At 63.2% G+C, this 13,472-nt stretch carries 12 protein-coding genes; 2 read left to right on the forward strand and 10 right to left on the reverse strand.

Annotated features, from left to right (window positions below; translation table 11 throughout):
• Nucleotides 1-192: 192 nt before the first annotated feature.
• From P8014_RS04220 to P8014_RS04265, 10 genes are all read right to left on the reverse strand, one after another.
• Nucleotides 193-951, reverse strand: a complete 759-nt coding sequence (locus tag P8014_RS04220; RefSeq protein WP_337816057.1) for a carbon-nitrogen hydrolase family protein — start codon at nucleotides 949-951, stop codon at nucleotides 193-195.
• A 397-nt stretch (nucleotides 952-1,348) separates the two neighbouring features.
• Nucleotides 1,349-2,392, reverse strand: a complete 1,044-nt coding sequence (gene pyrC / locus P8014_RS04225; protein ID WP_337816058.1) for a dihydroorotase — start codon at nucleotides 2,390-2,392, stop codon at nucleotides 1,349-1,351.
• Nucleotides 2,393-2,542: 150 nt separating this feature from the next.
• Nucleotides 2,543-3,256 (reverse strand): DUF2334 domain-containing protein, encoded by a 714-nt coding sequence (locus tag P8014_RS04230; RefSeq protein ID WP_337816059.1) that lies wholly within the window; start codon nucleotides 3,254-3,256, stop codon nucleotides 2,543-2,545.
• On the reverse strand, nucleotides 3,253-4,365 hold the full coding sequence (locus P8014_RS04235; protein WP_337816060.1) for a glycosyltransferase: 1,113 nt from the start codon (nucleotides 4,363-4,365) through the stop codon (nucleotides 3,253-3,255). The genes P8014_RS04230 and P8014_RS04235 overlap by 4 nt, the downstream gene beginning before the upstream one ends.
• Before the next feature lie 284 nt (nucleotides 4,366-4,649).
• Entirely contained in the window at nucleotides 4,650-6,905 is a 2,256-nt protein-coding gene (locus P8014_RS04240) for an EAL domain-containing protein (RefSeq protein WP_337816061.1), read from the reverse strand.
• A gap of 157 nt (nucleotides 6,906-7,062) precedes the next feature.
• Nucleotides 7,063-7,590 carry an ureidoglycolate lyase gene (locus P8014_RS04245; protein WP_337816062.1) on the reverse strand — a complete coding sequence of 176 codons (528 nt, stop codon included), beginning with the start codon at nucleotides 7,588-7,590 and terminating at the stop codon, nucleotides 7,063-7,065.
• Complete coding sequence (gene alc / locus P8014_RS04250; protein ID WP_337816063.1) at nucleotides 7,574-8,575, reverse strand: allantoicase; 1,002 nt, start codon at nucleotides 8,573-8,575, stop codon at nucleotides 7,574-7,576. Before alc ends, P8014_RS04245 begins: the two co-directional genes overlap by 17 nt.
• Nucleotides 8,572-9,531 carry an allantoinase PuuE gene (gene puuE, locus P8014_RS04255; RefSeq protein ID WP_337816064.1) on the reverse strand — a complete coding sequence of 320 codons (960 nt, stop codon included), beginning with the start codon at nucleotides 9,529-9,531 and terminating at the stop codon, nucleotides 8,572-8,574. Before puuE ends, alc begins: the two co-directional genes overlap by 4 nt.
• Nucleotides 9,528-10,262 carry an aspartate/glutamate racemase family protein gene (locus tag P8014_RS04260; protein ID WP_337816065.1) on the reverse strand — a complete coding sequence of 245 codons (735 nt, stop codon included), beginning with the start codon at nucleotides 10,260-10,262 and terminating at the stop codon, nucleotides 9,528-9,530. The genes puuE and P8014_RS04260 overlap by 4 nt, the downstream gene beginning before the upstream one ends.
• 18 nt (nucleotides 10,263-10,280) lie before the next feature.
• Nucleotides 10,281-10,997, reverse strand: coding sequence for a GntR family transcriptional regulator (locus P8014_RS04265; RefSeq protein ID WP_337816066.1), 717 nt, complete (start codon nucleotides 10,995-10,997; stop codon nucleotides 10,281-10,283).
• A 371-nt stretch (nucleotides 10,998-11,368) separates the two neighbouring features.
• On the opposite strand from P8014_RS04265, the gene P8014_RS04270 reads away from it, so the two are divergent.
• Nucleotides 11,369-12,862, forward strand: a complete 1,494-nt coding sequence (locus P8014_RS04270) for an NCS1 family nucleobase:cation symporter-1 (protein ID WP_337816067.1) — start codon at nucleotides 11,369-11,371, stop codon at nucleotides 12,860-12,862.
• A 213-nt stretch (nucleotides 12,863-13,075) separates the two neighbouring features.
• Nucleotides 13,076-13,450: a SirB2 family protein gene (locus P8014_RS04275; protein WP_337816068.1), complete on the forward strand. Its 375-nt coding sequence runs from the start codon at nucleotides 13,076-13,078 to the stop codon at nucleotides 13,448-13,450.
• The last annotated feature ends 22 nt before the right edge of the window (nucleotides 13,451-13,472 follow it).

Genomic DNA, 13,472 nt, shown 5'->3' on the forward strand with positions numbered 1-13,472 from the left:
GCAACCACCTACCTGACTTAACGTTGTCGTCGGCATAGGCCGCGGCTGAAGAAGCTAAGAATGCTTCGAACTCCTCGCCGCGCATTGGTACCAGTTCAGCCACAATATCCTCCAGGCAAGACATAGATGCGTTGACATGTATTGCCAAGACCAACAGCTCTGATACGCATAGTGCCGCCTAAAACGCTGCAATCACGCGCTCGTCGCGTGAATTGCTTGGTTAGCAATTTTCTTCACGCTAGCGCTTTCGTTATGAGTCTCCAATACAACCAACCCCTCAGACTCTTCATCTATCTGAGCAAGAAGCTCCCCTCGAGTGTTCCAGGCTGCCGACTGACCGACGCTAAGAAAGTCGTCGCTTGGCCCGACACAGTTAGACATAATTACAAACATATTGTGTCGTCGAGCAACAAGGGGATAGTGTTTCATTGCTTTGGCTAGCCCTCCAGCGGATTTTGCAACACTGGCTAGATAAATATCAGAAGATAACGCGGCTGCGTCATTGGCATGATCCATTTGAAGAGATTCATAGCAGATAGCAGGCGTTAATTTGGAGCCCTGCCTCTCAATCAGAAGCTGCTCACGACCAGGAACAAAGAAGGAGTACTCATCAGGGTGTAGTTGTTGTTTTGCGTACAGGCGTCGAACTTCACTAGGAGCGAACCAAATCATTCCTATATATACATTGGAACCAGCAACGATCGGCATGCCGACACCTATAGTCAAGTTGTGGTTATCGCTGCATGCTTGAAAAACATCAAGACGGTGGTTTTCTATTTCGATAGCAAGAGAGCCGGCAAGTATTGGTTCGAATCCTGTGAGCGAAAGTTCAGGGAAGAACAACACATCCGCTCCTTGGGTAACGGCCAAATCCACAAGCTCAAGATGCTTAGCAAGGTTAGCTTCGAAATCGCCTGCTATTGGTCGAAATTGAGCAGCACACACCTTCATGATTGGGCTCCAATTAGAATCTGGTTCTGCTTGAATGGATTGCTAATAGTAAAATATGGAGGCCGACGGGTAGAGATATTATTTAATATAGAGACCCATGAAAACAGGGATTAACCACCTAATTCTTCAGCACTTTATCATTCCTCTGTCTCTATATGCAGGTATGAAAACGGGGACACGATGCTGACGCCAATCAAGAGTAAGGTTAACGACCGGTTCCCGCTGCAATCCTGCCGTCCAACGGCTTGATATCGAAGGAGCATGAACGGTCGGATGTGGCCGGTTTCGGACCCTTTGCCCTACCAGATCGTATCTTGAGATACCGAGTTATCCCCCGAGGCGGCCGGTCAGTTTGTCCGAATGCCTATGGATACACCGGGCGTTCGATCATTCAGGCTTAAGCACCGGATTGCACCTTCCAGTCCAACTGCTGCCCCGCCATCAAGGGTACGAGGGTGCCGCCATCCGGCATTTCGATGCGCTCCGGAACCGACCAGGTTTCCTGCACCAGTTTCACGACTCCCTGATTCCTCGGCAAGCCGTAGAAATCTGCGCCGTAGTGGCTGGCGAACGCTTCCAGGCGATCCAGCGCGCCGAGTTCGTGAAACACCTGCGCGTAAAGCTCCAGGGCATACGGAGCGCTGTAGCAGCCCGCGCAGCCGCAGGCCGATTCCTTGGCCATCTTTTCGTGCGGCGCTGAATCGCTGCCCAGAAAGAACTTGCTCGAGCCGGAGATCGCGGCGGCCCGCAGGACTTCCTGGTGGCGCCTGCGCTTGAGTACCGGCAGGCAGTAGTAGTGGGGTTTGATGCCGCCGGACAGCATGTCGTTGCGATTGAGGAGCAGATGCTGAGGCGTGATGGTCGCGGCCACGTTCGGCCCGCTGCCGGAAACGAACTCGGCGGCCTCCGCAGTACTGATGTGCTCGAGCACGATTCTCAGATCGGGGAATTCCGCGGCGACGCGGCGCAAATGCCGCTCGATGAACTCATGCTCGCGATCGAAGATGTCCACCCCCGCATCAGTCACTTCGCCATGCACCAGCAGCATGGCGTCGTGCGCCTGAAGCGCCTCGAAAACGGGATACAGAGCGTCCAGATCGCCTACGCCGGCTTCGGAGTTGGTGGTTGCGCCTGCGGGGTAGAGCTTGACGGCCCGGAGGATGCCCGACGCCGCGGCCTGCCGAATCTGCTCGGGCGTGGTCGCATCCGTGAGATAGAGCGTCATCAACGGTTCGAACTCGCAGCCGCCGGGCAGTGCGTCGAGAATGCGGCGCTTGTAGGCCAGTGCCTCGTCCGTCGTCCTGACGGGCGGTGTCAGGTTCGGCATCGCGATGCCTCTTCGAAACACGCGGGCGGTTGCGCTGACCGTTTCGGCAAGCATCGCGTTGTCGCGAAAGTGGACGTGAAAGTCGTCTGGAGCACCGATGGTCAATGTCTGCATGAGTCAGTCCCGTGGAAACGGATTAAATGGCCATAATTTACACCACGGGCAGCGCTACGGGGCTTCGGGTGGGTTCGTCAGTCGGCCTCGGGTGCAAGAGACCGTGGGCTGAAATTCCACCGGTAAGGCTGGAGGTCGGACCGTTGTCCGTCAGGACATGCCGGATTGGGCGGCGGTGGCTTGCGGGGGAGAGAGTAGGCGGAGCAGATCCGTGCGCAGCGGGCCGTCCAGGTCCCAGGGGTGAATGGCGATGCGTAGCCGGATCGTGTCTCGCGCCAGGCGCCGGTTGACCGCATTGCTGAGCCGAAGGACGTGAGCGCGCCATGGCCGGTCGGCCTCGAAACCGGCCAGCGGCAGCCGCGTGAAGCGGGTATCCCCGGATGAGTAGATGCCGCCCAGCGTTTCGTAGTAGCGAAAGGGCAGCTGCTGCAGCCGCCTGGACGGAATGCGCCCCATGGCCCAGGCGGGCGGCACGTACAGCGAGGGTTCGGGCAGGCCGTTTTCGGCGAACCAGGCATGGCAGCGGCGGATGATTCGCTCGCGGCCGGCTGCGTCCTCCGCCAGGTGTTCGGCGACGCGGTTCGAGATCATCCAGCCGTGGATGCGGTGGGCGAGGCCGCCCCAGCGAGCGGTGTGGTGCGTCCAGCCGTGGCCTGCGAGGTCGTGGCCGCGGCCGTGCAGTGCGCGCAGGCGTGCCAGGCCGGTTTCGTCCCAGTCGGCGTCGGGAATGACCAGCAGCGTCGCGCGGCGGCCGAGGGTTTCGATGCGGCTTGCCAGCGCTTCGGTGCGCTCGAGCGTGGCGGGGCAGACATCGTGCAGCGATAGCCAGGGCCAGTCGCCCGGGCGGGGCAGCGGAAGGCTCATGGCATCGCGCGTTCGTGCGCCGGCGTCAGTTCCGCACAGCTGTCGTCCGCGCCCTGCATGTCATCCGCACCGCCGATGATGTTCACCCAGTCGCCCACGGCCACCTCGTTCATGGCCAACGCGGCGCGGCGGGCGGCCTGGGCCATGCGGCTGCGCATCCGCGGATCGAGCCGCGACAGGCGGGAAATGGCGTCGGCGAGGGATTCCTGCGGACGCATGATGGCGAGGTCCGCGGCCAGTGCGGGCCACTCGGCGATACCGCAATGTGGCGAAATCAACGTGGTCCGCGCACGTGCCATCGCTTCCAGGACGACGGTGCCGAACGATTCCACGTGAGACGGCAGCACCAGCAGGTCGCTGGCGTCCATATGCGTCAGCAGTTCGCTGCGGCTGCACCAGCCGTGGTAGTGCAGATTGGGCAGTTGCGCCGCCTGGCCCAGGATGAAGTCCCGTTGCGGGCCGTCGCCGACGATGTGGAACGCGACGCCGGGCAGTTCGCGAGCAGCCTGCACGACGGCTTCGAGATTCTTTTCCGCCGCCAGACGGCCTGCGAACAGGACGGAACGCAGCTGATCGCGGTTCGGCGTATGCGTGGCGAGGAATTCGGGGCCGAGCAGTGTGCCGAGACGGTGCACGTGCGGCGCACCCAGCGCCTGGGCTGCGGCGACCATCGGCCGGGAGGTCGTCACCACGCCGGCGGCCTGGCGGAAAACGCGCGTGTTGAACAGACGCCAGCCAAGGCGCACCGCGCGGTCCAGCGGAGCGCGGCAGTAGTGGCTCGCAAGCGCTTCGAAATGGGTGTGGAAGCCGACGATGATCCGTGCGCCAAGGCGTTTGGCGGCCCACAGGCCATAGAGGCCGAACGGGCCGGGAGTGGGCAGGACGATGACTTGCGGCTGCAGCCGTTCCAGTTTGGCGGTGAGCTCGCGCGCCGGCGGCAGCCATAGGCGCTGCGTGGGATCGCAGGGCATGGGCAGGGAGCGGCCGGTGTGGCCGTCGGGACAGAGGACTTCGGTCTGAAGGCCGCGGCCGCTCAGCTGCACGGCCAGATCCCGGTAATAGGAGCCGACGCCGTTGCGTTCGGCTAGTGCGTCGGAGATGACGGCCACGCGTTGGCCACGTATGCGGGCAAACGACGCGGGTTTGGGGTTCCTTGCAAGAGCGTCCTGCAATGCGGTTTCCTTGGCGCGGATGTCGGTTCGGCAGGCGGCTTCGCCAGAAGTGCCGATCGCCCGGCGTTTCAGACGTGATGTATAAACTGTGCGCGTATTGATTTAGTGTCTTCTGCTGCGTCGGCTGGCCGCACGACATGCTTCGCCATACATTAAACCGTGAATCCGCAAACGGATGCCGCAGTCTGCGGATTACGATTCAGTCATTATCACCATCCGAGTCATGATTGTTGCGTGTCGATGCCTGATTCAAGCCAGGCGAGGTATCCGGCTTCGTCCAGCGGCTTGCTGTAGCGATAGCCCTGATGGATGTGACAGTTCAGCGCGTTGAGTAGCTCCGCCTCTTCGGCCGTTTCCACGCCTTCCGCCACGACATTGAGGCGCAGATGTTCGGCCATCGAGACGATGCTGCGAATGATTGCCGCGTTGCCGCTTTCCGGTTCGAGACCATGCACGAAGGAGCGGTCGATCTTCAGTGTCGTGATCGGCAACTGCTGCAGGTAGCGCAGGGAGGAATAACCCGTGCCGAAGTCGTCCAGCGCGAAACGTACGCCGTGCGAGGTGAGCTGTTGCATCTTGCTGCATGCGTCGGCGAAGTCGTCGAGCAACACGCTTTCGGTCAACTCCAGTTCCAGGGCGTCTCCTTCGATGCCGCTGGCGCGTAGTTGACTGAGTACGCGTTCGACGAAATTGGCCTGAAAAAACTGTCGAGAACTGACGTTGACCGAGAGCGGGGGCAGGCGGTTTCCCGCAAAGATACGGCGCCAATGCGCAAGTTTGACGCAGGCGGTTTTGAGCACCCAATCGCCGATCGGCAGGATCAGTCCGCTTTCCTCGGCGACCGGGATGAACTGTTGCGGCGTGACGGTGCCTTGCCCGGGGCGATTCCAACGCAGCAGGGCCTCTGCGCCGACCATGCGGCCGTCGTCGATCTGCGGCTGGAAGACGAGCGCGAACTCGTCTTTCTCCAGCGCTTGACGCAGCTTGGTCTCGAGGTCGAGGCGGGCTCGGATGGCGTCGCGCATGTCGGGGCGATAGATCGCCTGGGTGCCGCGTTCCCGCTGTTTGACGTGGTAGAGCGCCACGTCGGCGCGGGTGATCATGGTTTCGGCGTCGGCCTGGTCGATGGGGTAGGGCGCGATGCCCACGCTGGCGGTCAGGTGCAGGTGATTGCCGTCGTGAACATAGGGTTCGGCGAGAGCCGAGCGCAGCTTGGCCGCGGCGCGCTCGGCCTGGGATGCGGCACGTGCCGGGTCGTCGTCGAGCCCGGTGAGCACGATGACGAATTCGTCGCTGCCGAAGCGGGCGGCGAGGTCTTCGCGCCGCGTGTTGTCGATCAGGCGTCGCGCGACCGACTTGAGCAGGCCGTCGCCCGCGCGGTATCCGAGCGCGTCGTTGATGCGTTTGAAGTGATCCAGGTCGATGAACAGCACCGCTCCATGGTGTCCGTGGCGACGGCAGCGGGAGATGTCCTGTTCTAGGAGGTCGCCCAGCAGCCAGCGGTTGGGCAGCTCCGTCAGCGCGTCGTAATAGGCCTGGAACTCGATGCGTTCCTGTGCGCGCTTGGCTTCGCTGACATCCTGAAAATGCGCCACGTAATGGCTGACGTCGCCATTGTCGTCGCGTACGGAGGTCACCGTCGCGCGCGCCGGGATGCCGATGCCCTCATGGGTGAGCAGGCGGCATTCGCCGGCCCAGAAACCGTTATCCCTCAAGGCGGCGCCCAAGGCGTCGTGGTGGAAGCTCGCATGCGAGCCTTCGGTTTCCAGCAATTGGCGCGCAGGCTGTCCCAGGAGTTCTTCCTGGGTGTGGCCGGTGATGCGCTTGGCGGCCTCGTTGAGGCGCAGGATCCGACCGTAGCGATCGGTGATCAGGATGCCCTCCTGACTGTGGAACGTGGTCGCGGCGAGGCGCAGGTCGGTATCGGATTGGGCCTGTATGTGGCGGGCCTGCGACAGTTCGATGATATTGTTGCGGCCGCGCAGGGCGGCGAGCGATACCATGACGAGGAACAGTGTGGCCATCAGCCCCATCGGCATGCTCACGGTGGTTTCGGTCATGAACAGCCGGACGATCAGCGGTAGCAGCGACGGGATGAGATACGCGAGCGCCGCGAGCCAGACGGCCGACAGCGTGGTGATCGCGCCCGCGCCCATGCCGGCCAGAATGAAGACCAGAAACATCTGGTGCAGTACGTCCTGCGCGGGATAGAGCAGGATGGCCGCACTACCCCACAGCATTCCGGAAAGCAGAACCTCTGCGATGAAGCGCCGTTTCCAGGCAGGCACCGCGGCCAGTGTCGGCGGGTGGCGCAAGAAGCGGACGTAGCCGACGATACGCAAAAGCGTCAGCAGCGCGACGGCGGCCGCCCAGCTCGCTACTACGGGGGCCGGAATGAGCGGGTATTGAATCAGCGCCAGGACCATCGCGTTGATGACCGAAGTCAGCAATGCGATGGGTAACGAGCGATACAGCATTTGAAGCCGGTCTGCTTCGATGCGCGTAGCAAAAGGCCCGCTCGGGCGTGCAATGTGGCTGCCAAGCGCCTGTGTGAGCAAAGGATTACCTTTGGGGCATGCTGGTTTTTACGAGTCGCGGCAGTATAACCGAAGGCGGTTGCCGTGGGGCCGGGGTTTAGCTGGGGATGCCTGGCGGCAGTGCCAGTCGCAAGGGTGCGGGCAGCGCATGTTCCTCGAGATTGTGTGCCGGATCGGCGCGCTCGACGACCAGGAAGTCCGAGTCGGCGAGCGACAGCAGAGGATGATGCCAGACACCCGGACCGAGGTTGATGCCCCGCCCCGCGCTGACCAGGAAGGCCCTGAGCGTGCCCGCATCGGGCACGGCGTCGCCGTCCGCGACCACAGCAATGAAGGCTTGCCCCTGTAGCGGCATGAACAGCTGGCTACCGTGGGGGTGACGCTCCAGTTGGCGCAATTCGACGGGCTCGTGCACGGCGGCGGCGCGGTAGATGTGCACGCTGGCCTGTGCGTTGTCGCCGCTCAGGCGGATGCGGGTCAGGTCGGTGAAACGTCTGGTGGTGCCGGCGTTGATCGTGTCGAACGCAGTCGCCTCGTCCGCCTCGATCAGGTCGCCGAAGGGCGCGAAGCTCGAGCGGCTGACCTGTTCGACGGGAAGTTCGGGTATTTCAGGCAGGGTGGCCATAGGCGCGCAGGCGGCTGACGCCGCCGTCGGGCAGGATGTTGAAGCGCAGGTGGGTGACTGGCCCGAATTCGACGACTTCGGCCGCGAAGGCGTGCACCGCGTTGGCCTGTAGCGGCTGTTCGGGAAGCAGGGTTTTCCAGAACATGCTCTGCGGCGTGACGATGCCGGCTTCGGGCGAGCCCTCGATGAGTGCGGCCTGGATCGAGCAGGCGGCCGGGAAGTTGCCCTTGAAGTGCGCGGTGTCGACTTCGATGCGCTCGATGATGCCGGCTTCGCCCAGGGCGAGGATGCACCAGTCGTGGCCGGGCTCCCGGCGGCGGCGGGTTTCCCAGCCGTCGCCCATGTTCACGCCGCGGCCGGGGCGCAGCAGGTTCTGCGGGTGGCCGTAGTGGGCGTCGCTGCAGGCCAGCGCGCGGCCGCCGTTGGTCAGGGCGATCAGGTCGCGTTCGGCGTCGGGCACGAGGCCTTCGGGGGGGCGTACGGTGCCGTACAGCCGCAGGCGGGCGACGCCGCCGTCGGGGTAGATGTGCAGGCGTACGTGCGAGCAGGGTTGTGATGCGTCGAGGGTGATGAAGCGGCGGTCGTCGCCCTGGATCGCAGTGAGGCCCAGCAGCGGGCGCCATTCGGTGTTGTCGTCGGGTTCGGCGCCTGGCGACAGCAGCGCGCATTCGAGCATGGCGCCGGTCGGGGCGTTGCCGGTAAAGAAGCGGGTGTCGATCTCGAGGCCGACGATATCGCCGGGCAGGGCCAGGCGCAGCACGCACCAGTCGTGGCCGCCGTCGCGGCGCCGGCGGGTTTCCCAGCCGTCCATCCACTTGCCGTGGTCGTCGTAGAGGCCGGGTTCGAAGCGCGGCGGCGCGGGGTCGAGCATGCGTTCGCAGGCGGCGAAGAATTCGTCGCTGACGGCGAGCACGGCCGCTCCCAGCGACGCATCGGCGAGGTTGGGGTGTTGTTCGGTGTAGGCGGGCGCGGATTCCGGGGTCATGCGACGTGTTCTTTCTTGAGCGGCGCGTCGGCCGTTTGGAAGGGGTGGTGCGCGCGCCAGTGGCGGGCGATGTCGATGCGGCGCGTGACCCATACGCGATCGTGACGTTCGATATGGTCGAGAAAGCGCTGCAGCGCGCGGAAGCGGCCGGGCTTGCCGGTCAGCCGGCAGTGCAGGCCGACGGACATCATGCGCGGGGTATCCTCGCTTTCGGCGTAGAGCGTGTCGAAGGTGTCGCGCAGGTAGGTGAAGAAGTGTTCGGCAGTGTTGAAGCCCTGCACGGTGGCGAAGCGCATGTCGTTGGCGTCGAGCGTATAGGGAACGATCAGCTGTGGGCGCAGTTCGCCGTCGCCGGTGGCCACTTCCATCCAGAACGGTAACTCGTCGCCGTAGTAGTCGGAGTCGTATTCGAAGCCGCCTTCCTCGGCTACCAGGCGGCGGGTGTTGGGGCTGTCGCGGCCGATGTACCAGCCCAGCGGCCGCTGGCCGGTCAGACGCTCGATGAGGTGCACGGCTTCGCGCAGGTGCGCGCGTTCGATGTCAATGCCGACGTTTTGGTAATCGAGCCAGCGCAGGCCGTGGCCGGCGATCTCGTGGCCTTGTTCGACGAAGGCGGCGGTGGCCTCGGGGTTGCGGGCCATGGCCGCGGCGACGCCGAAGATGGTCAGCGGCAGGTTGCGGCGCTCGAACTCGCGCAGTACGCGCCACACGCCGACTCGGGCGCCGTACTCGTACAGCGATTCCATGCTCATGTGTCGCGTGGGGTGCGGCGGTGCTTGGACGATCTCGGAGAGGAAGGTTTCGGCGTGCGCGTCGCCGTCGAGCACGCAGCGTTCGCCGCCTTCCTCGTAGTTGAGTACGAACTGCACGGCGATGCGCGCCTTGCCGGGCCAGTCGGCATGGGGCGGATGTGCTCCGTAACCGCGCAGATCGCGGGGATAGTCGTTCGGGTTCATGCCTCGCTCCAGTGGGCGTAGCGGCCGGTGAACCGCTTCGGAGGCGGTGCGGCGAGGTCGCCGTGCTTGCTGGTGAACAGGCCGGCGCCGACCAGCGCCTCGGCCATGTGCACCGCTACGCCTACGCCGTCGATGACCGGTAGGCCGAGTTCGGCAGACAGGGGCGCGGCCTGTGCGCCCATGCCGGCGCAGCCGAGCACGATAGCGCCGATGGCGTCCTCGTCGCGTGCGCGGCGGCATTCCTCGGCAATCTGCGCGGTGGCGGAGCAGCCTTCGTCGGCCAGATGCAGCACCGGCAGTTCGACCGCGCGAATGCGGCGGCAGTGGCGCTCGAAGCCGTAGCGCAGCAGCAGTTCCTCGGCCTGGATGGCGGTGCGTCCGAGGCTGGTGACGATGGAAAAGCGTGTGGCGACCAGCGTGGCGGCGTGCATGGCGGCCTCGGCGATGCCGATCACGGGGCCGCGCGCCAGTTCGCGGGCGGCGAGCAGCGCGGGATCGCCGAAGCAGGCGATGACGTGCGCGTCGAAGCCGGCCGCCACGCCGTCCGCGATGCGGTCCAGCACGGCGGCGCCGGCGAGTGTCTCGTCGACGTGCGACTCGATGGACTCGGGCCCGTGCGCCGGGCAGACGGTTTCGACTTGCGTGCCGGCGCTGGCGGCAGCGCCGGCAACTTCGCCGATCTGGCGCGTCATGTCGACGCTGGTATTGGGGTTGATGACCTGGATTCGCACGCGATCGCCTCTTCTTGATCAGTCGCCGAAGATCGCGGCGAAGTCCGGCGTGGCCTCTTCCGGCTGTTCGAAGTGCAGGCTGGCCTCTATGTGGAGCAAGTGCTGAACCACCCAGTCGGTTGCTTCCTGCTCGCGTCCCGCGTCGATCAGGTCCACCAGTTCGCCGTGTTCCCCGCAGTCGCATCCGACGCTGAGATGCGAGCCGTAGACGGCGATGATCAGTGAGCTGCGCGAGGCGAGCTGGGCGGCGAATTCGGTGATGACGGGATTGCCGGCGATGCCGACGAGTTCCACGTGGAAGGCGGCCGAGAGGCGGATTGCATCGCTGTGCCGATGCCGCTGCTGGGCCTGGCGTTCGTGGCGGGTGAGCTTGCGCAGCGCCTTGACCTGTTCCTTGCCGGCTCGGCGCATGACGTCGGGCATGCAGGCGGTTTCGATCATGCGCCGCGCGGCGAACACCTGTCGGGCCTCATCGACGCCCGGCCGGGCCACCTGGGCGCCACGATTGCGTTGCAGCACGACCATGCGTTCCAGCGAGAGGCGTTGCAGCACCGTGCGGATGATGGTGCGGCTGACGCCGAAGGTCGTGGCGAGCGTTTCTTCCGGCAGGCGTGCGCCCGGCGTCAGCTTGTGCGCGACGATGGCGTCGACGATGCGCGCGTATATCTGTGCGTCGCGGTCCGGCGATGAGGCGGCTTTGGGCCCGGGCGAGGGTTGTGCATATGAGGGATTCATGGCATTGAATTGTATGTAATCTATTTCCAAAAAGTATACATAGCTTGCGTGTCGCGCTAAAGAACTCGGCAGAAGTACGTTATTTAATGGTGGCCTGCAGCGAGGTCGGCGAAATGGGTGCGAACAACGCTGAGATACGCACCTGATGGGGGCGGGATGCACATCGTCGGTGCGTGTTTTCTTCCGGTTGCGGCAAGAGTGGGGATCTGCTTGTCTGGCGCGCGATTTTCTTAATGCACTGTTTTTTCAGTGTTTATTTTGGGTTTTTTTGTGTTTGTGACGATGGGTATTCTCTTTGGCCCGAAAATTGCGATTTATTGCATACAATCTTCTATGTGTAATGTGTGCGATAAGTCACTGGGAGTTACAGCATGTCGATCAAGTCAAGCGATAACGAATGTCCGCCGCAATACAGCGAGCGCCTGTGCAACCGCGATCTGGCGCCCTTGTTGAAGGAAGGCGCTGCGGCTGACAAGGACCGTACGCAACATTGGACCTGGTACAACATCTTCGCGTTCTGGATGGCCGACGTGCACAGCGTCGGCGGCTATGTGTTCGCCGCCAGCCTGTTCGCGCTCGGATTGACCGGCTGGCAGGTGTTGGTCAGCCTGCTGCTCGGGATTTTCATCGTGCAGTTGTTCGCCAATCTGCTCGGCAGGCCGGGGCAGCAGGTCGGCGTGCCGTACGCCGTGGTGGCGCGGCTGTCCTTCGGCGTGTTCGGGGCGAACGTGCCGGCGGTAATTCGCGGGTCGATCGCGCTGGTGTGGTACGGCATCCAGACCTATCTCGCGTCCGGCGCACTGAACATCGTGCTGCTCAAGCTCTTCCCGGGAATGCAGTCGCTGAACGATCCGCATTTCCTCGGGCTTTCCGCCCTGGGCTGGCTCAGCTTCATGATCATCTGGTTCCTGCAGGCGCTGGTGTTCTGGCGCGGCATGGAGGCGATCCGGCGCTTCATCGACTGGGCTGGTCCGGCGGTATATGTGGTGATGTTCCTGCTGGCGTTCTGGATCGTGAGCAAGGCGGGTATTCATAACATCAGCTTCTCGCTGGGCACCGAAAAGCTCAGCGGCTGGAGTGCGGTGTGGCAGATGATCATCGCCATCGCGCTGGTGGCGGGTTATTTCGCCGGCCCGACGCTGAACTTCAGCGACTTCTCGCGCTACTGCCGCGACTACGAGGCGGTCAAGCGCGGCAACTTCTGGGGCTTGCCGGTCAACTTCCTGATGTTCTCGATCGTGACCGTGGTCGTGGTGTCGGGCACCTTGCCGGTGTTCGGCAAGATGATCACCGATCCCGTGGCGACGGTCGGGCACATCGACAATATGGTCGCCGCTCTGCTTGGGGCGTTCACCTTCGTAACCGCCACCATCGGGATCAACATCGTCGCGAACTTCGTCTCCCCGGCATTCGATTTCTCGAACGTCGCGCCGAGCAAGATCAGCTGGCGCATGGGTGGCATGATCGCCGCGTTGGGTTCGGTGTTCCTGACGCCGTGGAACCTGTTCAACAATCCGGCCGCTATCCACTACACCGTGGATTTCCTCGCCGCGACGATCGGCCCGCTATACGGCATCATCCTCGCCGATTACTACCTGGTGAAGAAGCGCGAGATCAAGGTTGACGACTTGTTCAGCGACAAACCAGAAGGTGCGTACTGGTACACCAATGGTGTCAACTGGTTGGCCGTTTGGAGCGTGATTCCAGCGACCCTGCTGGCGATCGCGATCAGCTTCACGCCGGGCGATCTGAAGAACTTCTCGTTGTTCCTCGGCGGCATCCTGGGCGCGGTGATCTACGTCGGACTTATGCGCAAAGCCGGTGCGCCGAGTGGCGCGGCGGCGACCGCTACGTCCGGCGATTGATTTCCTCGGGTCAGTCAAGACTGGCAGTTTGATGTGACATGCCCGGAGCCATGCTCCGGGCTCTCTCTTTTCGTCCGGGTTCCCCGGTCGATACGCCTTCGAGAGCGCGCCCCGTTACCGCCCGCCGGTCAGCGCGATTCGCGCATTTTCCTGTGATATTCTGCCCCGAGTCCTGTCGCGCACGATCGATGGCGCCATCCGGGGAACGTCTGAATGTTCTGGTTGCTCAAGCTGCATGTTGCGAGTGCGCTGTTGTCGATAACCGGCTTTACGCTACGTGGTGTCTGGATGCTGCGTGGCTCCAGCTTGCTACAGGCGCGGGCGACCAAAATCCTGCCTCACGTCATCGATACGTTCCTGTTGGCGAGCGGCATCGGCCTGCTTTTCACGCCGCACCTGTTCGACACGCAGCAAGCTTGGCTGTTCGCCAAGGTCATCGCGCTGGGGCTCTACATCGGTCTTGGTATGGTCGCGCTAAAGCTTGGCCGTACACGCGGGGTGCGAATGAGTGCCTGGATCGCCGCCATCGCCGTTTTCTGTTACATCGTCGCCGTTGCGCTGACGAAACAGGTCATCCCCGTCGGTTGAATCCCGAAACCAGGAAAGAGAT

The sequence above is a fragment of the Acidihalobacter sp. genome (assembly GCF_037381185.1).
Classification (GTDB): domain Bacteria; phylum Pseudomonadota; class Gammaproteobacteria; order DSM-5130; family Acidihalobacteraceae; genus Acidihalobacter_A.

Excerpts from the sequence above, each read along its gene's own strand:
- P8014_RS04220 (WP_337816057.1), bottom strand. The coding sequence starts at position 951 with ATGAAGGTGTGTGCTGCTCAATTTCGACCAATAGCAGGCGATTTCGAA.
- pyrC (WP_337816058.1), bottom strand. The coding sequence starts at position 2,392 with ATGCAGACATTGACCATCGGTGCTCCAGACGACTTTCACGTCCACTTT.
- P8014_RS04230 (WP_337816059.1), bottom strand. The coding sequence starts at position 3,256 with ATGAGCCTTCCGCTGCCCCGCCCGGGCGACTGGCCCTGGCTATCGCTG.
- P8014_RS04240 (WP_337816061.1), bottom strand. The coding sequence starts at position 6,905 with ATGCTGTATCGCTCGTTACCCATCGCATTGCTGACTTCGGTCATCAAC.
- P8014_RS04245 (WP_337816062.1), bottom strand. The coding sequence starts at position 7,590 with ATGGCCACCCTGCCTGAAATACCCGAACTTCCCGTCGAACAGGTCAGC.
- alc (WP_337816063.1), bottom strand. The coding sequence starts at position 8,575 with ATGACCCCGGAATCCGCGCCCGCCTACACCGAACAACACCCCAACCTC.
- puuE (WP_337816064.1), bottom strand. The coding sequence starts at position 9,531 with ATGAACCCGAACGACTATCCCCGCGATCTGCGCGGTTACGGAGCACAT.
- P8014_RS04265 (WP_337816066.1), bottom strand. The coding sequence starts at position 10,997 with ATGAATCCCTCATATGCACAACCCTCGCCCGGGCCCAAAGCCGCCTCA.
- P8014_RS04270 (WP_337816067.1), top strand. The coding sequence starts at position 11,369 with ATGTCGATCAAGTCAAGCGATAACGAATGTCCGCCGCAATACAGCGAG.
- P8014_RS04275 (WP_337816068.1), top strand. The coding sequence starts at position 13,076 with ATGTTCTGGTTGCTCAAGCTGCATGTTGCGAGTGCGCTGTTGTCGATA.